The organism is Caballeronia sp. LZ033, assembly GCF_031451265.1.
GTDB lineage: Bacteria > Pseudomonadota > Gammaproteobacteria > Burkholderiales > Burkholderiaceae > Caballeronia.
On record NZ_JARUXQ010000004.1, the window covers coordinates 313,649 to 335,608 of the forward strand.

The following is a 21,960-nucleotide window of genomic DNA, read 5'->3' on the forward strand; positions in this document are numbered from 1 at the left end:
TGCCCATGCCGAGTTTCTTCATCGAGCGTCCGGTGTTCGCGTGGGTCATCGCCGTGCTGATGTCGCTGTTCGGGATCGTGGCGGTGCGCAGCATGGGCATTGCGTCTTATCCGGACATCGCGCCGCCGCAGGTGACGGTCACCGCGCAATACCCCGGCGCGAACGCCGAGACCATGGAATCGACCGTCACGCAGGTGATCGAGCAGCAGCTCACCGGCATCGACAACCTGCTGTACTTCAGTTCGACCTCGGGATCGAACGGCCAGACGCGGATCACCCTCAGCTTCGCGACGGGCACCAACCCGGACATCGCCGAGGTGCAGGTGCAGAACCGGGTCGCGCTGGCGCAGCCGCTGCTGCCTTCGCAGGTCACGCAACAAGGCGTGGTGGTCGCAAAGTCGAGCCCGGACATCCTGATGTTCATTGCCTTGCAGTCGAACAACCCGGGCATCGGGTCTGGGGAGCTGTCCGACATCGTCGCCTCGCGGATCCAGCCGGCCATCGGCCGGGTCACGGGTGTCGGCAACACGACCCTGCTCGGCTCCGAATACGCGATGCGCATCTGGCTCGACCCCGACAAGCTGCAAAGCTACGGACTCTCGACCACGCAGGTCTTCAATGCGGTGGCCCAGCAGAACGCGCAGTTCCCGGCCGGCTCGCTGGGCGCGGACCCGGCCATCGAGGGGCAGGCATTCACGGCGACCGTGTCGGGAGACTCGCTGTTCTCGTCGATGAAACAGTTCCGCGACATCATCGTCCTGTCGAACAGCAGCGGCACGACGGTCAGGCTGAGCGACGTCGCGCGCATTTCGTTCGGGCCGCAGACCGGCGGCGTGGCGGCGTCCTATCGCGGCAAACCAGCTGGCGGCCTCGCCGTCTTCCTGCTGCCGGGCGCCAACGCGCTGAAAGTGGAGCGCGCCGTGAAGGCCACGATGGGAACGCTCGCGCGCGACCTGCCCGCCGGCGTCACATGGTCCGTGCCGTACGACACCACGCCGTTCATCACGGCATCGATCGAGGACGTGGTCCGCACGCTGGCCGAAGCCATCGCGCTGGTGTTCCTCGTCATGCTGGTGTTCCTGCAGAACCTGCGCGCGACGATCATTCCGGTGCTCGTGATTCCGGTCGCGTTGCTCGGCACCTTCATCGGCCTCGCCGCGCTCGGCTTCACCCTCAACCAGCTGACGCTGTTCGGCATGGTGCTCGCCATCGGCATCGTGGTGGATGACGCGATCGTCGTGATCGAGAATGTCGAGCGCATCATGAGCGAGGAGGGCACGCGGCCGCGAGCAGCGACGCACAAAGCCATGACACAGATCACGGGTGCGATCGTCGCCATTACCGTGGTGCTGACGGCGGTGTTCGTGCCTTCCGCGCTGCAACCGGGCGCGACGGGCATCATCTACGCGCAGTTCGCGCTGACGATCGCCATCTCGATGGGCTGCTCCGCCTTCCTCTCCATGTCCTTCACGCCGTCGTTGTGCGCAGCGATCCTCAAGCCGCATCATCGGAAGGAGAAGAACGCGTTCTATCGCGGGTTCGACCGGCTCTTCGACTGGACCGCGTCACGCTACGTGGCCCAGGCCGGCCGCATGATCCGCCGGGCGCCGCGCTGGATGATGGCGTTCGCGCTGGTCGCGGTGCTGGCTGGCTTCCTGTATGCGCGTCTGCCCACGAGTTTCGTGCCGGACGAGGACCAGGGCTTCGTGCTCGCTCTCGTCAACCTGCCGCCCGGCGCGACCTTGCAGCGCACCGCGCACGTGATGGACGAAGTGCGCGACACGCTCGCCCGAAGCGACGTGAGCCGTGACATCGCCGGGATTTTCCAGCCGGAGGGTTTCAGCTTCGTCGGCACGAGCGAGAACGTCGGCATGGCCTTCATCGAGCTCACGAACTGGGACAAGCGGTCCGCGACGGCCATGGCGCTGATCCCGCGCATGAACCGGATCCTGTCCGGCGTCGCGGACGCGCAGATCTTCGTCGTCAATCTGCCGACCATCCGCGGACTGAGCCAGTTCGGCGGCGTCGACATGTTTCTGCAGGCGCGCGCGGGCCAGTCGCGCGCCGAGCTGGGGCAGGCGGAACACACTCTGCTCGCCGATGCCGCGAAAAGTCCCGTGCTGGCAGGCATCCGTCCGAACTCGTTGCCTTACCAGCAGCAGCTGGACATCGCGGTGGACCGCACGCAGGCGCAGGCGATGGGTCTCTCGCTCACGGATGTCTACCAGACGCTCGGAATGGAGCTGGCGCCGTCCTATGTCAACCAGTTCACTTACGGCGGCCGCGTGAAGCGGGTCTATCTCCAGGCGGACGCGCCGTACCGGATGGGGCTCGATGCCTTTCAACATCTGTTCACGCCGGGCATGTTTGCGGCCAACAGCACGAGCAACGGGACGGGCGCCGCCTCGCGCGGCTTCACGACGCCAGTCGATCCCTCGCCCGCCAACACGTCGATCGCGCCGTACAACATGGTGCCGCTCGCGAGCGTCGTCGCTGCCAGATGGGCCTACGGTCCGACCGAGCTGCCGCGCTACAACGGCTATTCGGCGATCGAGATCGTCGGCAATTCGGCGCCCGGCTATTCGACGGGCCAAGCGATGAACACGCTCGATCACATCGTCGATCACGGACTGCCGCACGGCTTCGCGGCGAACTGGACCGGGCAGTCATATCAGGAACTGCTGTCGGGCTCGTCGGCGACGCTGTTGATGGCGCTTTCGATCGTCGTGGTGTTCCTGTGCCTGGCGGCGCTTTACGAAAGCTGGTCAATTCCCGTCTCCGTGCTGCTCGTCGTGCCGCTCGGCATGCTGGGCATGCTGGTGTTCTGCGGGCTCTTCGGCGTGCCGAACGACATCTACTTCAAGATCGGGCTCGTCACGGTGATCGGACTGGGTGCCAAGAACGCGATCCTGATCGTCGAGTTCGCGGTGGAAGGCCAGAAAGACGGCCTCACGCTCCGCGACGCGGTGCTGCAGGCCGCACGCCTGCGCCTGCGGCCGATCCTGATGACCTCGCTGGCGTTCATCCTCGGCGTCCTCCCGCTCGTGCTCTCGTCGGGCGCGGGTGCGGTGTCGCGGCATGAGATCGGCACCGGGGTGATCGGCGGCATGCTGTTCGCGACGGTGTTCGGGCTGCTGCTGATTCCGGTCTTCTATGTGAGCGTGCGGCGCATGCTGGGCGACAGGCTCGATGAAGTCTCGCCGCGCATGCTGCGCGGCAGCCGCGATGAAGAGGACGAAGACGAAGACGAAGACGGCGACGGCGACGCTTCGGCGGAGCGCAAACCGGCCTGACGCGCGGGGCGCGTGGAACGGTGCGACGGCGGATGAAGCGGACACGACAGGAAGCGCTTGCAACACGCGAGCAGATTCTCGACGCGGCCGAATGCGTATTCGCCGAGCAGGGCGTATCGGCCGCCACGCTGGACGCGGTCGCGCTGCGGGCCGGCTTTACGCGTGGCGCGGTCTACGGTCATTTCCGCAACAAGCGCGCGTTGCTCGCCGAGGTGATGCAGCGCGTAACGCTGCCGATGGACGTGTTCGCCAATGCCGTCGACGATGGCGCGGACCCGGATCCGCTCGGCGAGATCCGTCAGCGGCTGTTGTATTTCCTGGGCACGGTGGTGGTGGCGCCGCGCAACCGCCGCCTGTGCGAGGTGCTCTACACGAAATCCGAGCACACGAACATCACGGCGTGCATCTTCGACATGCAGCGCGACGCGGCGGTCGGCGGCCGGGAGCAGTTCGGACGCCATCTTGCGCATGCGGTCGCGCGGGGGCAGTTGCCGCCCGGACTGGATGTAAAGCGCGCGGCCGGCGTGGTCCATGCGTTTCTGGGCGGCGTGCTGCGGGACTGGCTGCTCGGGCGGGATGCGATCGCCCTGCCACGCGATGCCGCGAATTTGACTGATGTTTGCATCGGCATGCTGAGGCTCGTGCCGCTGTTGCGCCCGGAGTGTGCCTCCGAACAGGAACGTTGCTTGCGCGGGTGAGAGACGATCAGACGAACCTCACACCCGGAGTCCCCACACATGGCAACAAAGAAGCAACCGGCGAGCGGCGTCGCTCGCGTGCCTTCGCACAGCAACAGCAACGCGAAGGTGGAAGCGCTCGAAACCTTTCGCACCGATGCTACCGGTCAAGCCCTGACGACCAATCACGGCGTCAAGATTTCTGATAACCAGAATTCCCTGCGCGCCGGGGAACGCGGTCCGTCGCTGCTCGAAGATTTCATCATGCGTGAAAAGATCACGCACTTCGACCACGAACGCATTCCCGAGCGCATCGTGCATGCGCGGGGATCGGCGGCTCACGGCGTGTTCAAGGTGTACGAATCGCAGGCGGCGCTGAGCAAGGCGGCGTTCCTGCAGGATCCGTCGAAGGAAACGCCCGTCTATGTGCGCTTCTCGACCGTGCAGGGTTCGCGCGGGTCGGCGGACACCGTGCGCGACGTGCGCGGCTTCGCGGTCAAGTTCTACACCGAGGAAGGTAATTTCGATCTGGTCGGCAACAACATGCCGGTGTTTTTCATACAGGACGCGATCAAGTTTCCCGACTTCGTGCATGCCGTGAAGCCCGAGCCGCACAACGAGATGCCGCAGGGCGGCTCCGCACACGACACCTTCTGGGACTTTGTCTCGCTGGTGCCGGAATCGGCGCACATGGTGCTGTGGGCGATGTCCGACCGCGCCATCCCGAAGAGCCTGCGGACCATGGAAGGCTTCGGCATCCACACGTTCCGGCTGGTGGACGCGCAGGGCAAGGGACGCTTCGTCAAGTTCCACTGGCGGCCGACCATCGGCTCGGCGTCGCTGCTGTGGGACGAAGCGCAGAAGCTCGCGGGCAAGGACCCGGACTATCATCGCCGCGATCTGTGGGAAGCAATCGACAACGGTGACTATCCGGAATGGGAACTGGGCGTGCAGATCGTCGAGGAAGAGGACGAGCACAAGTTCCCGTTCGACCTGCTCGATCCGACCAAGATCATCCCCGAAGACCTCGTGCCGTTGCAGATGATCGGCAAGCTGACGCTCAATCGCAATCCCGACAACTTCTTCGCTGAGACCGAGCAGGTGGCGTTCTGTCCGGGACATATCGTGCCGGGCATCGACTTCACGAACGATCCGCTGCTGCAGGGCCGGCTGTTCTCCTACACCGACACGCAGATCAGCCGCCTCGGCGGTCCCAACTTCCACGAGATCCCGATCAACCGGCCGCTCGCGCCGCTGCACAACGGCCAGCGCGACGCGATGCATCGCATGACGATCGACAAGGGTCAGGCATCGTACGAACCGAATTCAATCGACGGCGGCTGGCCGAAGGAAACCCCGCCTGCCGCTGCGGGCGGCGGTTTCGAGACCTACACGGAGCGCGTGGAAGGCTCGAAGATCCGCGTGCGCAGCCCGTCGTTCAAGGACCACTACTCGCAGGCGACGCTGTTCTGGAACAGCATGACGGATCCCGAAAAGGATCACATCGTGGGCGCTTACTCGTTCGAGTTGAGCAAGGTCGAACGCAAGCCGATCCGCGAGCGGCAGCTCGGTATCCTCGCCAATATCGACGCGACCCTCGCGTCGCGGGTCGCCGAGAATCTCGGTTTGCCCGTGCCGAAGAAGAGCGCAAGCGCCGAGGAACTGGGCACGCCGTCGGTGAACGAGTCGAAGGCGCTGTCGATCGTTGCCAAGACGCCGCCTTCGGTCAAGACGCGCAAGGTCGCCATCCTCGCCGCGCCGGGCGCGGACGCGGCGACCATCCAGGCCATCAAGGACGCACTCACGGCTGAAGGCGCGCACGGCAAGGTCATCTCGCCGACGCTCGCGCAACCTGCCCAGGGCGTCGAGCCGGATGCGACCATCCTCGGCATGCCGTCGATCATGTTCGACGGCGTGGTCGTCGCCGGCGGCAAGGCGAGCGCGAAGGCGCTGTCCGAATCCGGTGACGCGCGTCATTTCGTGCTCGAATCCTTCAAGCATCTGAAGGCCATCGCGGCTGTCGCGGACGGCGAAGACCTGCTGGCGGCCTCGCATCTTCCCACGGGCGATGACGGCATCGCCGTGGGCAGCGACGTCAAGGACGTGATGAAGCGCTTCATCGAGGCCATGGGCCAGCATCGCGTCTGGTCACGTGCGCAGAAGGCGGAATCGGTGCCTGCCTGAGTCGGTCCGCAACAGGAAACGGCGCTCTGTGGGGCGCCGTTTTTCGCGTGTATCGCCTGATCTGTTTCGTGGCGCGCAAACGATGGTTGGCGTGCGGCGCGCCATTCATGTGTTTTAATTGACCCTCCGATCTTCTCCAATAACAAAGCGGCGCCGTCCGGCCGCACGATGGATTGCACCGAGAGGCATGAATCGAAGGGATAAGAAAGTCATCGAGAGGCGGAAGCGGCGCGCCAGGCGTGGCCGCTTCTCCGTGCGCGCGGCGCTCGCCTGTACCTGCGCGATGTTCGCGTTCGCGCCGGGCATGTCGCAGGCCCAGCGCGCGGAATGGCTCGATGCGCGTGTGACCCAGGCGACCATCGTCGACACGATCTGCGTGCCGGGCTACGTGGACCGCGTGCTGCCGTCGTTCGAAAGCCAGATGCGGCAGAAGGAGCGCCTGCTCAAGCAGCGCAGCATCGATGCTTCGTTCGCATCGGAATATGCGCTCGACCACCGCATGCCGGTCCTGCTGGGCGGTTCGCCCAATTCACCCGCGAATCTCGATCTGCGCCGCTGGGAAGGACGCGCGGGGCAGCGTCGCAAGGAACGGCTTGCCGTCTATCTGAAGCGCTGCGTCTGCACCGGCGACATCACGCTGAAAGACGCGCAGTCGGCGATGGCCGGCGACTGGCCTAACCGCTACCCGAATCTTTCCAGCATGTCCTGTAACGGCCAGTAAGCGTACAACGGGGTCATTGCCGGTGCGCATCCAGCCGATTGTGAAGATCAATCGAAAAAGACGGAATGTCGCGGCTCGGTGCGGGTCTACGGGAATAGACTGAGCAAACCTGTCACTTGCCGTGGAGCCATCATGATCGTCGTCTATGTGTCTCTCTTCGTTGTCGGCACGCTTGCCGCGCGTCATGTGCAGCAGCGTCGCGCGAAGCCTGTACCCGTTCGTGTGCGTGCCAGAAGGTGACGGCGATGAACCTGCTTGTATGGAATCTTCCCGCGCGCTGCGCCGCGCGCGATGTGCGGCGCTTCCTGGAACATGAGCTCGGCGACTACGCGAGCGACATCCAGATCCATGGCGCAGGCACCGCCGATGCCTATGCCACCGTTCGGCTCGATACCGATGTGCCTTACATCGGCGAAGCAATTGCCCAGAAGCTGTGCCATCTGCGCTTGCTCGATGCGCCGCTGCGTGCCCGCGCATCCGCTTCCGGCGATGCCTCCATCCGTCTGCATTGAGCGCTTGCTTTGCAAGTTCTGCGATCGCCCGGAATGAACCTTGCTGCGGCTTGATTGACGAACGTTGGAATGGCGGCTAAGCCGGTGCCTCAACCACACCGGCTTTTTCGTCGCTACGGGCGCGTGTCCGCAGGGCGGTGGCGTGCTTCCATCGACCGAAGCGACGCGTCCACGGACCGTTCGCGCAATCCAGTCAAAGCGGAACATTCATCTCGATGCATCAGGCAGGAAAGAGCAAGACAAGGAAGAAGAGCATCATCGGCGCACGGTTTCTGGCAGGCGCGCTGATATTGAACGCGGTATCGGCCGTGGCGCAGGGAACGCTCACGCAAGAGCACGCGACGGCGCCCGCCGCGCCCATGCCGCCCATACTGCCTGATGCGAGCGCACCGGGTGCCGCCAGCGCCCCGGCGCGTGCGCTTCCCGCGATGCCCGTGCCTGTTCCGGCGCCTGCGCCTGCAGCGGCGTCCAGCGCGTCTGCGACAAGCGCGGCCTCCGAAGCCGCGGCGGCGAGCGCAGCCTCAGCGGCCAGTGCCGCCAGTGCCGCCAGCGCGGCTTCCGAAGCCCAGGTGCCGGAAGTGCCGCTGCCGCCGGAGCCGCCCGAGCCGAACCTCGCGCAGCGCACCGGCATGCCGCCAGCGGGCGCGCTCGCCATGCGTGAGGCTTATGCAAAGGAAGTGAGCCGCCGTCTGACGGTGCCGGCCGTGGACCAGCAGGCTTATGGCCGCCTGCTGCAACATCGGCTGGCCGAGGAAGGTCACGGCGATCTCGCCAATGAGTATGTCGTGCTGGTCGACCGGAGCCCGAACGTGCAGGCGCTCTTCGTCTACTTCCGCGCGCGGCCCGATGAGGCATGGTCGATGATCGGCGCATCGCCGGTATCGACCGGCCGCCCCGGCACCTACGATCACTTCCTGACACCGCTCGGCGTGTTCCAGCACGTGCCCGGCAACATGGACTTCCGCGCCGAAGGCACCTTGAACGAGTACCAGATCCGCGGCTACGGCGCGCGCGACATGCGCATCTACGATTTCGGCTGGGCGGAAGGCGAGCGCGGCTGGGGCAAGGGCGGCAAGTCGCCGATGCGCTTCCAGATGCACGCCACCGATCCCGAGAAACTCGAACCGCTGCTCGGCATGCGGCATTCAAAGGGCTGTGTGCGCATTCCTTCGACGCTCAACACTTTCTTCGATCATCACGGCGTGCTCGACGCCCAATACGAGGCGCGCGCCGCCGAGGGGCAGTCGATGTGGATCCTCAAGGCCTCGCGCAAGACAACGCCATGGGCGGGCCATTATCTGGTCGTCATGGATACGGGGCGGAAATCGCGGCCGGCGTGGTCGCCGGGTCCGGGAAAGGCCGTGCGCGAACACATTCCCGCAGGCGCGGACACGGTCGACTGAGCGCGGCGCGCTTTGCTTCTGCAGGCTATTTCGAGCGCGCCAGCAGCACGCCGGCCAGCGCCACGCCGAAGCCCGCAAGTTGCAGCGCGCCCAGCGTTTCGCCGAACAGCAGGTAGCTTTCGAGCGCGGCAAGCGGCGGTGCGAGAAACAACAGCGCGGTTGCGCGCGACGCATCGCCGCGCCGGACCATCCAGACGAGCAGCGTGGTCGCGACACCCGACAGCATGACGATGCCCCACAGCAGTGAAACCCAGGTGGTCGTCGAGGCAACGAAGCGGTGCTCGCCGAGCGCGAGCACCAGCACGAGCGCGACCACGGCCGCGCCGGCGTTTTGCAGTGCGCTGGCGGTGCGGATATCGGATTGCGCGAGCGAGCTTTTCTGGTACAGCGTTCCCGCCGTGATCGCGAAGATGGCAAGGACCGCTGTCGTCACGACGAACCATTCGGGCGCATGAGCGGCCCCATGCGCAACCGGCGCACCGCTCGCCGCGATCTTCGGCGCCAGCACGAGCGCGACGCCGAGCAGACCCAGCAGCAGGCCGCCCCAGGCACGCGGAGAGAGCCGTTCGCCGAACAGGCGCGCGGCGACGGCCGCGGTCAACAGCGGTTGCAGCGCGCCGAGCAGGGCCATGATGCCCACGCCCAGCCCTTGCGCGACCGCCCAATAACCCGAGCCGAGATAGACGCCTTGCAGCAACGCTCCCGCGAACAGATGCCGGCCGATATCGCGCCCTTTAGGCCAGGGCGCACGCGCGGCCACGGCGATCACGGTGAACAGCAGCGTCGTGCCGGTGAAGCGCACGAGCAGATACATGTTCGGGTCGACGTAAGGCGTGATGGCGCGCGCCACGATGAAGCCCGTCGACCAGAGGAACACGAAGACCGGCGCGGCGAGTAGCGAGAGCATGGAGGTGGACGACGAAACGGAATCCCGCAGTATCGTCGCTCCGGCGCGCGCGTGTCTTGTCTGGCCGTGCAACCCGGAACGCTTCAGTCGAGCGAGAAGGTATCGAGCGGCTGGTTGGCGCGCGCCTCGCCGTCGAGACGACGCGACAGTTGCGCGTGCAGACGCCTGGCCTCGTCGAGCGTGAGGTCGATCCAGTAGGGATCTCCGGCGGCATCGTTGAGACGCTCGGGCGGAAACTGAATTTCGATGACCACGCCTTTCTTGTACATCCGCTTGCCTCGATCAAAACCTGTGCGAAGCCTGCGAGTTTAGCGAAGGACGCTGCCCGGATTGCCAACGCAGCGGAAACAATCCGTTGCGCGATCGGGCCAGCGTCCCGCGTGCCGCCTTGCCAAGGATTTGCCACACAAAGCCGCTAGACTCCTCACGCTGCCTTATCCCGACTACACGCGATGCTCCCCGAACAACGCCATCACTACATCCTCGATGAACTTGACAAGCACGGCGTGCTTGCGGTCGCGGACGTCCTGCGCGCGCTGTCCGTCTCGCGCGAAACCGTGCGGCGCGATCTCAACACGCTCGCCGGGCGCGGCCTGCTGACGACGACCCACGGCGGCGCGCTCTCGACGGAGCGGCGCGAAGCGCATCTCGACATACGCGAAGGGGAAAACGCGGCGGCCAAGCAGGCGATCGGCGTGCGGGCGGCGGCGTTCGTGCCGGACGGCGCTTCGGTGATCGTCGATTCGGGCAGCACCACGCAGGCCGTGGCGCGGGCGCTTGCGGACCGGCATCGGCTGACCGTGTACACCAACGACTGGCGCATCGCGCTGTTGCTGGCGCGGCGCAACGGCAACCGGGTGACCGTGCTCGGCGGCGAACTCGCCGATGCCGAGGACGCCGCGTTCGGCCTCGATACCCTCACGCAGCTCACGCAGTATCACGCGGATTTCGCGTTCATCGGCGCAGGCGGGATCACGCAGGACGCGCATCTCACCGACTATTCGCGGCTGGCCGCCGAAGTGCGCGGCAGGATGATCGCATCGGCCGCGTGCGCGATCGTGGTGGTGGACTGCTCGAAGTTCGGGCGCGTCGCGCCGGTGCGCATCCGCGGCTTCGAGACGGTGCGCTACCTGGTGTGCGAAGTGCCGCCGGAGCGGGCCATGCAGCGCGCCATCGCGTCGAGAGGACCGCAAGTGGTGCCGGTCGTGGAGCCCCGTCCGCCGCGCACCTGACCCGGCAGCGGCCGTTGCCGGCCGCATGACGGGACGAAAGCCGCCGTTATTCCTTGACGCTCTGCGTCGCGGCGGTCTCGATCAGCTTCGCGACTTCGGCCGGATGCGACATGAAGGGCACGTGACTCGACTTCAGTTCGATCGTCTTGCTGCCCGCGCGCCGGGTCATCGAGCGTTCCAGTTCGGGACTGATCATGCGGTCCGCGGTAGCGATGACGCCCCAGCTCGGCTTGGTCCTCCAGGCGGCCTGCTTGATCGGCGTGCCAAAGTCCTTCGCGTTCGGCATCACCTGCGAGATGGCCATGAAGTTGGTTTCGGCGACGGGAAGATCGGCTGCGAAATCCGCATGGAAGCGGGCCGGATCCAGATACAGATAGCCGTCCGGCGTGAGCTTGATGGCATTGCTCGCAGGCGGCGTCTTCTTCGACAGCGAAGCAGGCGATTCACCCGCGTCCGGTTCGAATGCGGCCACGTATACGAGGCCGGCGACCTTGTCGTGATTGCCGGCTTCGGTCACCACGGCGCCGCCGTAGCTGTGGCCGACCAGGATGGCCGGGCCGTCCTGCTGGTCGAGGACGCGCCGCGTGGCGATCACGTCATCCTCGAACGAGGTTTCCGGCTCCTGCACGACGGAGACCTTGTAGCCGTCGTGCGCAAGGATGTTGGCGACCGGCTGCCAGCCGGAACCATCGGCGAAAAAGCCGTGCACGAGGACGATGTTCTTGATCGGCTCGGCGGGAGCCGCGTGGGAGGCCATTGCGCCGAGCGACAGCATCACGCCTGCTGCGGCGCGGGAAAGGGACAAGGAAATGCGCATGTTCATGCTCCAGATGAGTAGGGAAGCGGCAGTTCTTAAGTAAAGCGGACGGCATCGTATGTGGGCGCGAAATGCATCGCAAGGCATCGAAGGCGTCTGGAGCGCGAAGTTCGTTCGGCTTGGGCGGATCACGGATTCGCCCTGATGTTCGGGCGCTGCAAGGTTGGCGAAAAGTGCCGATTATTGGCAAATCGTGGTGGGTTCACGTCGATGTCACGGATATCTGCAATTCTCCGGTTCGAGGTTGAAACCGCCTCGAATCCTCCCGACATCAGAGAGCTCATCACCATGACCCGCGATTTGCGCCTTGCGCGCGCCGTGCTGCCGGCGATCGCCGCTGCAGTCAGCCTGTTTGCCGCGATGCCCGTGCACGCCGCCGAAGCCGTCGTTCTCTATACCGCCGACGGTCTCGAGAACCTCTACAAGGACGTGCTGCCCGCGTTCGAGAAGAAGGAAGGCGTGAAGGTCAACATCGTCACGGCGGGCAGCGGCGAAGTCGTGAACCGCGCGACGGTGGAGAAGGATGCACCGAAGGCCGACGTGCTCGTCACGCTGCCGCCGTTCATCCAGCAGGCGCAGCAGGGCGGCCTGCTGCAGCCGTACGCGAGCGTGAACTACAAGAACGTTCCGGCGATCGCGAAAGCGCAGGATGGTGCGTGGGCCACGTTCGTGAACAACTACTTTTCGTTCGCGATCAATCCCGACGTCACGAAGAACGCGCCGCGCACCTTCGCTGACCTGCTGCATCCGAACTACTCGGGCAAGATCGCGTATTCGAATCCCGCCACCGCCGGCGACGGCATGGCCGTCATCATCCTGACCTCGGCGCTGATGGGCGAAGACGCCGCGTTCAGCTATCTGAAGAACCTCGAGCAGAGCGCCAAGTTCCACACGAAGGGCACCGGCTATCTCGACGTGCTGCTCTCGCGCAACGAGATCGCCTTCGCGAACGGCGACCTGCAGATGGACCTCGACGACGCCGCCAACGGCGGTCTCTCGATCAAGCCGCTGTTCCTCTCGCACAAGGCCGGCGAAGCGCCGAGCACGTTCCAGCTGCCGTATGCGATCGGCCTCATCAGGAGCGGTCCGAACCAGGCCGAAGGCAAGAAGCTGATCGACTATCTGATGTCGCCGGAAGTGCAGGCGAAGGTGCCGGACATCTACGGCATTCCGGGCCGCACCGACGTGCCGCTCGCCGGCAAGAACGGCGAGGCCGTGAAGCAGGCCATCGCGGGCGTGAAGCTGATTCCGGTCGACTGGAACCAGGTCATGGCAAAGAAGGCCGGCTGGACCGAGCGCTGGAAGAACGAAGTGATCGGCAACACGGGCAAGCAGACCGAAGTGGTCAAGCCGAAGTCGTAACGTGAACGCGATTCCCAGCCACACAGCGGGCGTCGATGCGACGCCCGGCGTGCAGATCGACCGGCTCACGGTGCGCTTCGGTGCGCGCGCCGTGCTGGACGATCTCTCGCTGCATGTCGAGCGCGGCGAGTTCCTGACGGTGCTCGGCAAGAGCGGCTGCGGCAAGACCACGCTGTTGCGCTTCATCGCGGGCTTCGTCGCCGCCGATGCGCTCGCCGGCCGGCTGTCGATCGCCGGCCGCGACCTGACGCACGCGCCGCCGCATCGGCGCAATCTTGGCTTGCTGTTCCAGAGCTATGCGCTGTTTCCGCATCTCTCGGTGTTCGACAACGTCGCCTTCGGCCTGCGCGCGCGCCGGCTGGCGGGCGGCGAGATCGCGCGCCGCGTCGCCGATGCGCTCAAGCTCGTGCAACTGTCCGATGCCGGCCATGTGATGCCCGCGCAATTGTCGGGCGGCATGCAGCAGCGCGTGGCGCTGGCGCGTGCGCTGGTCATCGAGCCGGACGTGCTGTTGCTCGACGAGCCGCTGTCCGCACTCGATGCCAACCTGCGCGCGTCCGTGCGCAGCGAACTGAAGGCGCTGCATGAACGCCTGCCGAACCTGACGATCGTCTGCGTGACCCACGATCAGGACGACGCGCTCGTGCTCTCTGACCGCACGCTGTTGATGCGCGATGGCCGCATCGCGCAACTGGGCGCGCCGCGCGAACTGTATGACGCGCCGAACGATGCCTACGTCGCGTGCTATCTCGGCGCGGCGAACCTGCTGCCGCCGCGCGTGGTGTATCCGCTTGGGAATGCGCGCCATGAGGAGCGTGAGCGGCTGGCGTGCATCCGTCCGGAAAGCTTCAGGATCGTGCCGCTGGGCGAAGGCCGCCTGCATGGCACGATTGCGTCCGTCGAATGGTATGGCGCCGCGTTGTCCATCTCGGTCGCGCTCGATGCGTTGCCCGGCGAGCCGGTGCTCGTCGCGATGCAGCGCGGCCACGCCCGTGCGCCGGAGCAGGGCGCGCGCGTCTCTTTGAGTTTCGAGGCTGACGATGTCGTCCTTGTTCGTCCCTGACAGCGTCGCGCGCGACGAGCCCCCCGGCGACGCCGAACTGTCCGCGCAGTTCGCCGTGCATGCCGCCGCCGCGAAACGCCGCGCGCGGCGCGCACAGTGGCATCTGATGTTCATTCTCGTGGTCGTGCTCGGGCCGCTCGTGGTCTATCCGCTCGCGCGTCTCGCGATGCTGAGCGTAAGCGGACCGCAAGGCTTCACGCTGCATGCCTATACGGCGTTCTTCGGCAATCCCGAAACGCGCGGCATGATCGGCACGACGCTTGGGATCTTGTTCGCGAGTGCGAGCATTGCTTCAGTGCTCGGTGTCGGGCTCGCCTCGATGCTGTTCTTCAGGCCGTTCGCGGGCGCGCGGCTGCTGACGCGCTTCCTGGAATTGTTTGTCGCGTTTCCTTCGTTTCTCGTGGCCTTCACGCTGATCTTTCTGTATGGCTCGCAGGGTTCGGTGAGCATCGGCCTGCAACGGCTCTTTTCGCTCGATGCCACGCCGCTCGACTTCCTGTTCGGCATCGGCGGCGTGATCCTGGCGGAAGTGGTGTTCTATGCGCCGTTCGTCGTGCGTCCGACGCTCGCGTCCTATGCGACGCTCGATCTGCGTCTCGTCGAAGCGGCACGGAGCCTCGGTGCGAATGGCTGGATGGTCGCGCTGAAGGTCGTGCTGCCGCTCGCGTGGCCGGGCATCGCGGCGGGCACGGTGCTGTGTTTCCTGCTGACGCTGAACGAGTTCGGCATTCTGCTCGTGCTCGGCAGCGCGCATCTGGTTACCTTGCCGATCGCCATCTACAGCGCCGCGACCGTCGATCTCGACCTGCCCAGCGCGGCCGCCGGCGCGGTCGTGATGCTGCTGATGTCGCTGTCGCTGCATGCGCTCTACCGGCGCGCGGAACGCCGGTCGAAAGGACGTTGACATGCAGCTTGCCCTTGCTTCGCGCTTCAGGCCCGGCGCCGTCCTGAGTTTCATCGCGACGGCATGCGTCGCGCTGCTGTGCTTCTGGCTGTTCGTGCTGCCGGTGGGCGTGGTCGCGCTGTCGAGCGTCGCGTCGCACTGGTCCGGCACGATCCTGCCCGACGGCTACAGCACGCGCTGGTTCGCGCGCCTCTCATCCAGCGACTTCGACGCCGTCATCACGAGCCTCGAAGTCGGTGTCGGCGTGGCGGTGCTCGGCACCGCGCTGGGGCTCTGGCTCGCGCTTGCTCTGGAAGGACGCGACCGGCGCGGCCTCGGCGCGCTCGTCGATGCCGTCGCGATGATGGGCAGCGGCGTGCCGAGCGTCGTGCTCGGTCTCGCGGTGCTGATCGCGTATCACAAGCGTCCGCTCGATCTCTCCGGTTCGGCGGCCATCGTCGTGCTGGTGCAGTTCGCGCTGGTGCTGCCGTTCTGCTACCGCTGCGCGGCGGCGGCGCTGCGCCCCGAGCTGATGACGCTGCGCGAGGCGGCCGCGAGTCTCGGCGCGCCGCCGCGCATGGTGCTGTTGCGGGTCGTGCTGCCGCAACTCGTGCTGGCGATCCGCGCCAGCCTGGCGCTGGGCTTCGCGCTGTCGCTCGGCGAACTGGGCGCGACGCTCACGGTATATCCGCCGGGCTTCGCGACGGTGCCTATCGTTGTCGTGGGGCAGGTCAACCGCGGCTACTATCTGCCGGCGTCGGCGCTATCGCTGATCCTGCTGGGCATCTCGCTTGCCGCGCTGCTGCTGATCGCCGCGCGGACCCCGCGCCGTTGAGAAGCATGCCAATCATACGGATGGCGAAGTAAATATTTCCCTCGCGCCGAGCAGGGCGAGGGCGCCGGTCAGCAATTCCCGGGCCTCATTGCGGTGCACGAGCCGTCATACCAAAAACAATAAAACTGGCGTAACCTGCACGTTCAGGCGCGACCGCACCCGCGCGGAACGGAGCGATGGCCGGTAAATGCGTCCAGTCGGTGAACTCCGGATGCGCTTTCGCGGTCGCTGCATATGACGCAATAACCGGAGGTTTCGATGACATCCGTCGACCTGGAATTCGACCAGCTCAATAGTACTGTCGATGCGCTCAGGCGCTCCATCTCGAACCGCCTGATGTACGGCGTGGGCAAGGATGCGGTCACCGCGCAGCCGCGCGACTGGCTGCATGCCGTCGAACTGGCGGTGCGGGACCGCCTCGTGGCGCGCTGGATGCGCACCACTCGTCTGCAATATGAACAGGACGTGAAACGCGTCTATTACCTGTCGATGGAGTTCCTCATCGGCCGGACCTTCACCAATGCGCTGCTCGCGCTCGGCATTCACGACGAGGTGCGCGATGCGCTCGCCGGCCTCGGCGTCGATCTCTCCGCGCTGGAAGATCTCGAACCCGATGCCGCGCTCGGCAACGGCGGTCTGGGCCGTCTCGCTGCCTGCTTCCTCGACTCGATGGCAACGGTCGGCGTGCCCGGTTTCGGCTATGGCATCCGTTACGAATACGGGATGTTCCGCCAGACCATCGTCGACGGCAATCAGGTTGAAATGCCCGACTACTGGCTGCGCGCGGGCAATCCGTGGGAGTTTCCGCGTCCCGAGGTCGTGTACACCGTGCACTTCGGCGGGCGTACTGTGCAGCACGAGGACCGCACCGACTGGATCGATACCGAGCACGTCAACGCGATGGCCTACGACACGGTCATCCCCGGCTTCGCCACCACGGCGACCAACACGTTACGCCTGTGGTCCGCGCGCGCGACCGACGAGTTCGATCTCTCCGCCTTCAACCAGGGCGACTATCGCCGCGCGGTGGAAGCGAAGAACACGTCCGAACACGTGTCGCGGCTGCTGTATCCGGATGATTCGACGCAAGCCGGCCGCGAACTGCGTCTGCGCCAGGAATACTTCTTCGTCTCCGCGACGATGCAGGATCTGATCCGCCGCTATCAGCGCACGCATACGCACTTCGGGCGGCTCGCCGAGAAGGTGGCGGTGCATCTGAACGACACCCACCCGGTGCTGGCGATTCCCGAACTGATGCGCCTGCTGGTGGACCGTCATCATCTGCCATGGGACAAGGCGTGGAAGCTGATCCAGCAGATGTTCTCATACACGAATCACACGTTGATGCCGGAAGCGCTCGAGACGTGGGATGTCGAGATGCTCGCGCGGCTGCTGCCCAGGCATCTGGAAATCATCTTCGAGATCAACGCGCAGTTCCTGAAGCAGGTCACCGAGAAGTTCGGCCGTGACGTGGAGTTGATCCGCCGCATCTCGCTCGTCGATGAATACGGTCAGCGCCGCGTGCGCATGGCGCATCTGGCGATCGTCGCGAGTCACAAGGTGAACGGCGTCTCGAAGCTGCACTCGCAGTTGATGGTGCAGAACATCTTCTCCGACTTCGCGCGCATGTATCCGGAGCGCTTCACCAACGTGACGAACGGCGTCACGCCGCGCCGCTGGCTGGCGCAGGCGAGTCCGTCGCTGTCCAGCCTGATCGACAAGCGCCTCGGGCCGCGCTGGCGCACCGATCTATTCGAACTCGGCCGGCTGCGCGAATGGCGCGACGATCCCGAATTCCGCAAGGCGTTTCATGACGCGAAGTTCGCGAGCAAGCTGCGGCTCGTCGAACGCGCGAAACGCGACGCCAACGCGATCATCAATCCCGAGGCGCTGTTCGACCTCCAGGTGAAGCGAATCCACGAGTACAAGCGGCAGCTGCTCAATATCCTGTACGTGATCGTGCGCTACAACCGCATTCGCGAGAATCCGGAGAAGGACTGGACGCCGCGCGTGGTGATGTTCGCGGGGAAGGCGGCGTCGGCGTACAAGATGGCGAAGAACATCATCAAGCTCATCAACGACGTCGCGAAGAAGATCAACGCGGACCCGCTGATCGGCGATCGCCTGAAAGTGGGCTTCATCCCGAACTATGGCGTGAGCGTCGCGGAGCTGATCATTCCGGCAGCGGATCTCTCCGAACAGATCTCGATGGCCGGCACCGAAGCATCGGGCACCGGCAACATGAAGCTCGCGCTGAACGGCGCGCTGACCATCGGCACGCTGGATGGCGCGAACATCGAGATCTGCGATGCGGTGGGGCGCGAGAACATCTTCATCTTCGGCAACACGACCGACGAGATCGAGTCCTTGCGCGCGGCGGGGTATCGGCCGCGGCAGATCTATGAAGAGAACCCGGAGCTGAAGGTGGCGCTCGACCAGATCCGCCTCGGGCATTTCTCGCCGGAAGAGCCGCACCGCTTCTACGACATCTTCCACACGCTGGTGGACTGGGGCGATCACTACATGGTGCTCGCCGACTTCGACAGCTTCGACAAGACCCAGACCGAAGTCGATCTCAAGTTCCGCGACAGGGACGCGTGGACCCGGAGCGCCATCGAGAACGTGGCCGGCATGGGCATTTTCTCGTCGGACCGCACGATCGCGGAGTATGCCCGCGATATCTGGCATGTCGAGCCGTTGCAGATCACCTGACTCCGTGACGATCAGCTCTGCGGCTTGACTGCCGCAGAGTTCGCCGCATGCTTCGCGACCGCCTCGGCGACCAGCGCGGCCACCTTGTCCGCGAAGTCCTGATCCTTCGTGATGAGCACTTCGCGTTCGCCGTCGGGCGTGGCCACCATCAGTTGATAGATGACGTCCTGCGTGATCCAGGTCAGGTAGCCGACCACGACGATCATGATGCCGAGCACGAGCGCCGCGCCCGAGCCGGTGAAGATGCCCGCGCCCAGCACCACGAGCCCGATCAGCGCGAAAAGGATCGGCAGCGGCTTCTGGCGCGGAATCATGACGACGCGCGCCGCGCGCAGTTCGCGCAGCGGGATCATCTGGCCCGAGGCCGACAGGCCCGCGCGCGACAACGTGACGCCGCGTTCGTTGAAGGGAGTATCCATAAGCGTTGCGTAGAGGTTCCGACGACCGGTGAAACCGGGCAGGTTACCAGACCGCGCGGTCTGGCGGCGTGTGCCGTATCGACACGGGCCGCCGGATCCGCCACGTGAGGCAGCCTAGAAGGCGTAGCGGACACCCGCGAAGACGCTGCGTCCCTCGCCCGGATAGAAGATCGCGGTCGATGCCGTGCGGGCGTCGGCGACCGTGCTGATGTCGCTGACATAGCGCTTGTTGGTCAGGTTGCGCGCGTCCAGGAAGACCGACAGCCCGTTTTTGAAGTCCATGCCCGCCTGGAGGCCGAGCAAGGTGTAGCCGGGCACGCGCAGCGTGTTGGCGTCGTCGGCCCAGGCGCCTGCCGGCACCCAGTCCACCGATGCCGAAATATGAAACCCGTTGGGCCGCGAGTAGCCGAGCACCGCGCGCATCACGTTCACCGGCACGCCCGCAATGCGGTTGTTGCCGTACACCGGATCGTCCTTGAAGCGGAAGTCGCTCAGGTTCCACACGCCGGAGAGCGTCACCTTGTCGCCCGCGCCGCGGCTCGTCAGATTGCGCAGCACGTCCACTGAAATGCCCGCTTCTACACCTTGCAGCACGGTCTTGTTCGCATTGAAGGTGGAGGCGGGGATGTCGGGGCTCGTCGTGTATTGCAGCAACTGATCGCGCACGATCGAGCGATATGCCGTCAGGTCCCAGCTCACACGATCGCGCGTGCCGCGCGTGCCGAGTTCTAGCGTCCACGCATGTTGCGCGCTCAGCGGCGTGAATTGCGTCGTGTTCGAGAAGGTCTGCGTCAGGTCGCTGAAGTCGGGCACGTCCTGGCTGCGCGTGACGTCCACGTACGCCTGGATTTCGCGGCTGGGCTGCCACAGCAGTCCGAGTTTCGGATTCACGCCGCTGAAGGTTTCGCTGGTCGACTTGTAGGTCGGGTCGGCGGCGAGTCCGCCATGGTCGACATACTGGCGCACATCGCGCAACGCCTTGAAGCCCGCCATCAGCGCGACAGTCGGCAGGAAGAACAGGCGGTCTTCCACGTAGGCTTCGTAGTTATAGGCGCTTTGCGTGGAATCGAGCGTCTGCGTGCCTTCGTTGCCCGAGACATTGACGTACTGCCGCGCCTGAGTATTGCCGCCGAAGAAGCGCGCGCCCGCGATCACGTCGTTGCGCATGCCGCCCAGATTGAGCGTCGCCGTGTAGCGCGGCGCGATGCCGTAGGTCCAGCCGTCCTGATCGAGCACCTGGAAGATCGGGTGATAGAGACTCTTGTGTATCGCCCAGGTGACGACGTCGAGCTGGCCGACATCGAGCTTCACGCTCGTCTTGTTGGCGATGCGTTCGGTGCGCGTGTCGCGTGCCTGATCGCCGGACAGCGCGCTCGGCGCCGCTTTGGTGGGATTGTTCAGGGCGTCGCTGAGCGAGAGCGTGCCCGGCAGTTCCTGATCCACGACATAGACGCCGAGATAGAAGCGCGTTTCCACTTCCGGCGAAAAGCGGTAGCCGATGTTCGCGTTGAACTGCTCGTACTGCCCGCGTTCGTGATCGCGATAGCCATCCGCATGATTCACCGAAAACGTGCCGATGAAATCCAGCGGCCCCAGCACGCGCGAGAACTGCGCACTGCTGCGCACCGTGCCGTAGCTGCCGCCTTCGAGGCGAAGGATGTTCGGCGCTTCGGCGGTGCGGGCGGTCGGCGTAATGAAGTCGATCGCGCCGCCCTGCATCGACGAGCCGTACGCGAGGCCGTTGCCGCCCTTGTAGACATCGACGGATTGCAGCGCGATGGGGTCGATCTGATAGTAGTCGCCGCTGCCGTCGGCGAGGTTGGTCGGAATGCCGTCCTGGAGGATTTCGAGTCCGCGCGTGTGATAGCTGCGCGCGATGCCCGAGCTGCGGATCGACAGCCGCAGTTCCTGGCCATAGCGGTTCTGCACGAACACGCCGGGGACGTTCTTGAGCACATCGCGCAGGGTGAAGGCGTAGGTGTTCTGGAAGTCGTCGCCGTCGACGAAACCGACCGAGCCGACCGTCTCGAAGAGCTTGCGTTTGTCCTGGGCGACGCTCTGCGACGTGAGCGACTGATCGGACTGTCCCTGCACGATCACGGCGGGGAGCGTGGCGGCGGGCTCAGGCGTCGTCTGGGCAAACGCGCGCGAGGCAAACAGCAGGCTCACGCCGGTAGCGAAGGCGCTTCTTCTGGCGAGGGCGTATTTCATTGTTTCGCCTCCACGAGCGTGGAAGCAGGCGAGGTCGGCTCGCTGCCGCAAGGGATCGGGCACAGGTGCATGGTTCTTCTCTGATATCGGTCGTGAAAGATCGCGCACGCGCACAGGCGTGCGAAACCGTTCGATGCCGGCAAGGCATCGCGTCATGGAACGAGGTCAGATCAGAACGGGCGGGGCGCGTGGTTGCGCCGGGGAGAAGTGCGTGACGCGCCGCGTGTCGCGCGCAGGCGTGGGCGCGACGGGTTGCCGCGCAGGAATATCCAGCGCGAACGCCAGCCGTACGGCCGGCAAGCCAGGCGCGTGCGCGAAGACGTGACAGTAGCCGCAGGCCTGGCCGCCGAGGTGCGCGGGGGCATCGGAGTTGCGATGTTCGTCCGCGGGTGTCGCGTGCGCCGAGCACAGTTCCGCAGTGAAGTCGGCGGTACGCGCATGCGCCGCGAGCAACTGCGAGATCGCCGGGGCGAACGTGATCAGCAGCATGGCGAACAGCGCCAGCAGTGAACCCGTTCGTTGATGGAGGCGACGGCGCATCGTGATCAGATGTAAGGACGGAAATCGTGACGGCGGCGATTATGCCATCGGCTACGTGGTATTACAGAACAAATTGCCCGGAAATTCCCGGAATAAATACGGTGCGTGAAACGGTGCATGCCATTGCATGTGCGGCACAGCGCACCGAGGCGCCTGGCTCGCTGTGGCAGCGTGTTCGCAGGAAGCTCA

The 21,960-nt window shown here is 65.3% G+C and carries 18 protein-coding genes; 12 read left to right on the plus strand and 6 right to left on the minus strand.

The window, feature by feature from the left end:
- The first annotated feature begins 5 nt into the window (after window positions 1–5).
- From QCE62_RS28605 to QCE62_RS28630, 6 genes are all read left to right on the plus strand, one after another.
- Entirely contained in the window at window positions 6–3,293 is a 3,288-nt protein-coding gene (locus QCE62_RS28605) for an efflux RND transporter permease subunit (protein WP_309925773.1), read from the plus strand.
- 32 nt (window positions 3,294–3,325) lie between these two features.
- The gene (locus QCE62_RS28610) at window positions 3,326–3,991 is read left to right on the plus strand and encodes a TetR family transcriptional regulator (protein ID WP_309925775.1); all 666 of its coding nucleotides are present in this window, start codon (window positions 3,326–3,328) and stop codon (window positions 3,989–3,991) included.
- Window positions 3,992–3,997: 6 nt separating this feature from the next.
- Complete coding sequence (gene katE / locus QCE62_RS28615; RefSeq protein ID WP_309927487.1) at window positions 3,998–6,154, plus strand: catalase HPII; 2,157 nt, start codon at window positions 3,998–4,000, stop codon at window positions 6,152–6,154.
- A gap of 187 nt (window positions 6,155–6,341) precedes the next feature.
- Window positions 6,342–6,875, plus strand: a complete 534-nt coding sequence (locus QCE62_RS28620; RefSeq protein WP_309925777.1) for a hypothetical protein — start codon at window positions 6,342–6,344, stop codon at window positions 6,873–6,875.
- 245 nt (window positions 6,876–7,120) lie between these two features.
- Entirely contained in the window at window positions 7,121–7,387 is a 267-nt protein-coding gene (locus QCE62_RS28625; protein ID WP_309925779.1) for an RNA-binding protein, read from the plus strand.
- Window positions 7,388–7,602: 215 nt separating this feature from the next.
- A complete protein-coding gene (locus tag QCE62_RS28630) occupies window positions 7,603–8,790 on the plus strand; it encodes a L,D-transpeptidase (RefSeq protein ID WP_309925780.1) in 1,188 nt (395 codons plus the stop codon).
- Between the two features lie 25 nt (window positions 8,791–8,815).
- On the opposite strand, the gene QCE62_RS28635 is transcribed toward QCE62_RS28630, so the two are convergent.
- On the minus strand, window positions 8,816–9,697 hold the full coding sequence (locus QCE62_RS28635; RefSeq protein ID WP_309925781.1) for a DMT family transporter: 882 nt from the start codon (window positions 9,695–9,697) through the stop codon (window positions 8,816–8,818).
- Window positions 9,698–9,780: 83 nt separating this feature from the next.
- Window positions 9,781–9,966: a hypothetical protein gene (locus QCE62_RS28640; protein WP_309925783.1), complete on the minus strand. Its 186-nt coding sequence runs from the start codon at window positions 9,964–9,966 to the stop codon at window positions 9,781–9,783.
- A gap of 183 nt (window positions 9,967–10,149) precedes the next feature.
- Here QCE62_RS28640 and QCE62_RS28645 point away from each other — a divergent pair, with 183 nt between their 5' ends.
- Window positions 10,150–10,929, plus strand: a complete 780-nt coding sequence (locus QCE62_RS28645; protein ID WP_309925784.1) for a DeoR/GlpR family DNA-binding transcription regulator — start codon at window positions 10,150–10,152, stop codon at window positions 10,927–10,929.
- 46 nt (window positions 10,930–10,975) lie between these two features.
- On the opposite strand, the gene QCE62_RS28650 is transcribed toward QCE62_RS28645, so the two are convergent.
- Window positions 10,976–11,746 (minus strand): alpha/beta hydrolase, encoded by a 771-nt coding sequence (locus QCE62_RS28650; protein WP_309925786.1) that lies wholly within the window; start codon window positions 11,744–11,746, stop codon window positions 10,976–10,978.
- Between the two features lie 288 nt (window positions 11,747–12,034).
- Between QCE62_RS28650 and phnS the strand changes: the two genes are divergently transcribed.
- From phnS to QCE62_RS28675, 5 genes are all read left to right on the plus strand, one after another.
- Window positions 12,035–13,108 carry a 2-aminoethylphosphonate ABC transporter substrate-binding protein gene (phnS, locus tag QCE62_RS28655; protein WP_309925788.1) on the plus strand — a complete coding sequence of 358 codons (1,074 nt, stop codon included), beginning with the start codon at window positions 12,035–12,037 and terminating at the stop codon, window positions 13,106–13,108.
- A gap of 1 nt (window position 13,109) precedes the next feature.
- On the plus strand, window positions 13,110–14,171 hold the full coding sequence (gene phnT, locus QCE62_RS28660; protein ID WP_309925790.1) for a 2-aminoethylphosphonate ABC transport system ATP-binding subunit PhnT: 1,062 nt from the start codon (window positions 13,110–13,112) through the stop codon (window positions 14,169–14,171).
- Window positions 14,149–15,075 (plus strand): 2-aminoethylphosphonate ABC transporter permease subunit, encoded by a 927-nt coding sequence (phnU, locus tag QCE62_RS28665; RefSeq protein WP_309925791.1) that lies wholly within the window; start codon window positions 14,149–14,151, stop codon window positions 15,073–15,075. The genes phnT and phnU overlap by 23 nt, the downstream gene beginning before the upstream one ends.
- Window position 15,076: 1 nt before the next feature.
- Window positions 15,077–15,889 (plus strand): 2-aminoethylphosphonate ABC transport system, membrane component PhnV, encoded by an 813-nt coding sequence (phnV, locus tag QCE62_RS28670; protein WP_309925792.1) that lies wholly within the window; start codon window positions 15,077–15,079, stop codon window positions 15,887–15,889.
- Between the two features lie 258 nt (window positions 15,890–16,147).
- The gene (locus QCE62_RS28675; protein WP_309925793.1) at window positions 16,148–18,601 is read left to right on the plus strand and encodes a glycogen/starch/alpha-glucan phosphorylase; all 2,454 of its coding nucleotides are present in this window, start codon (window positions 16,148–16,150) and stop codon (window positions 18,599–18,601) included.
- Window positions 18,602–18,612: 11 nt separating this feature from the next.
- Here QCE62_RS28675 and QCE62_RS28680 read toward each other — a convergent pair whose 3' ends face one another.
- From QCE62_RS28680 to QCE62_RS28690, 3 genes are all read right to left on the minus strand, one after another.
- On the minus strand, window positions 18,613–19,020 hold the full coding sequence (locus QCE62_RS28680; protein ID WP_309819501.1) for a DUF6232 family protein: 408 nt from the start codon (window positions 19,018–19,020) through the stop codon (window positions 18,613–18,615).
- A gap of 114 nt (window positions 19,021–19,134) precedes the next feature.
- Entirely contained in the window at window positions 19,135–21,231 is a 2,097-nt protein-coding gene (locus QCE62_RS28685; RefSeq protein WP_309925794.1) for a TonB-dependent receptor domain-containing protein, read from the minus strand.
- Between the two features lie 165 nt (window positions 21,232–21,396).
- Window positions 21,397–21,771 (minus strand): DUF2946 domain-containing protein, encoded by a 375-nt coding sequence (locus QCE62_RS28690; protein WP_309925796.1) that lies wholly within the window; start codon window positions 21,769–21,771, stop codon window positions 21,397–21,399.
- Window positions 21,772–21,960: the final 189 nt, after the last annotated feature.

Bases quoted from the DNA above. Each gene is read 5' to 3' on its own strand.
- QCE62_RS28605 (WP_309925773.1), top strand. From the start codon at position 6: ATGCCGAGTTTCTTCATCGAGCGTCCGGTGTTCGCGTGGGTCATCGCC.
- QCE62_RS28610 (WP_309925775.1), top strand. From the start codon at position 3,326: ATGAAGCGGACACGACAGGAAGCGCTTGCAACACGCGAGCAGATTCTC.
- QCE62_RS28620 (WP_309925777.1), top strand. From the start codon at position 6,342: ATGAATCGAAGGGATAAGAAAGTCATCGAGAGGCGGAAGCGGCGCGCC.
- QCE62_RS28625 (WP_309925779.1), top strand. From the start codon at position 7,121: ATGAACCTGCTTGTATGGAATCTTCCCGCGCGCTGCGCCGCGCGCGAT.
- QCE62_RS28630 (WP_309925780.1), top strand. From the start codon at position 7,603: ATGCATCAGGCAGGAAAGAGCAAGACAAGGAAGAAGAGCATCATCGGC.
- QCE62_RS28635 (WP_309925781.1), bottom strand. From the start codon at position 9,697: ATGCTCTCGCTACTCGCCGCGCCGGTCTTCGTGTTCCTCTGGTCGACG.
- QCE62_RS28640 (WP_309925783.1), bottom strand. From the start codon at position 9,966: ATGTACAAGAAAGGCGTGGTCATCGAAATTCAGTTTCCGCCCGAGCGT.
- QCE62_RS28645 (WP_309925784.1), top strand. From the start codon at position 10,150: ATGCTCCCCGAACAACGCCATCACTACATCCTCGATGAACTTGACAAG.
- QCE62_RS28650 (WP_309925786.1), bottom strand. From the start codon at position 11,746: ATGCGCATTTCCTTGTCCCTTTCCCGCGCCGCAGCAGGCGTGATGCTG.
- phnS (WP_309925788.1), top strand. From the start codon at position 12,035: ATGACCCGCGATTTGCGCCTTGCGCGCGCCGTGCTGCCGGCGATCGCC.
- phnU (WP_309925791.1), top strand. From the start codon at position 14,149: ATGTCGTCCTTGTTCGTCCCTGACAGCGTCGCGCGCGACGAGCCCCCC.
- phnV (WP_309925792.1), top strand. From the start codon at position 15,077: ATGCAGCTTGCCCTTGCTTCGCGCTTCAGGCCCGGCGCCGTCCTGAGT.
- QCE62_RS28675 (WP_309925793.1), top strand. From the start codon at position 16,148: ATGACATCCGTCGACCTGGAATTCGACCAGCTCAATAGTACTGTCGAT.
- QCE62_RS28680 (WP_309819501.1), bottom strand. From the start codon at position 19,020: ATGGATACTCCCTTCAACGAACGCGGCGTCACGTTGTCGCGCGCGGGC.
- QCE62_RS28685 (WP_309925794.1), bottom strand. From the start codon at position 21,231: ATGAAATACGCCCTCGCCAGAAGAAGCGCCTTCGCTACCGGCGTGAGC.
- QCE62_RS28690 (WP_309925796.1), bottom strand. From the start codon at position 21,771: ATGCGCCGTCGCCTCCATCAACGAACGGGTTCACTGCTGGCGCTGTTC.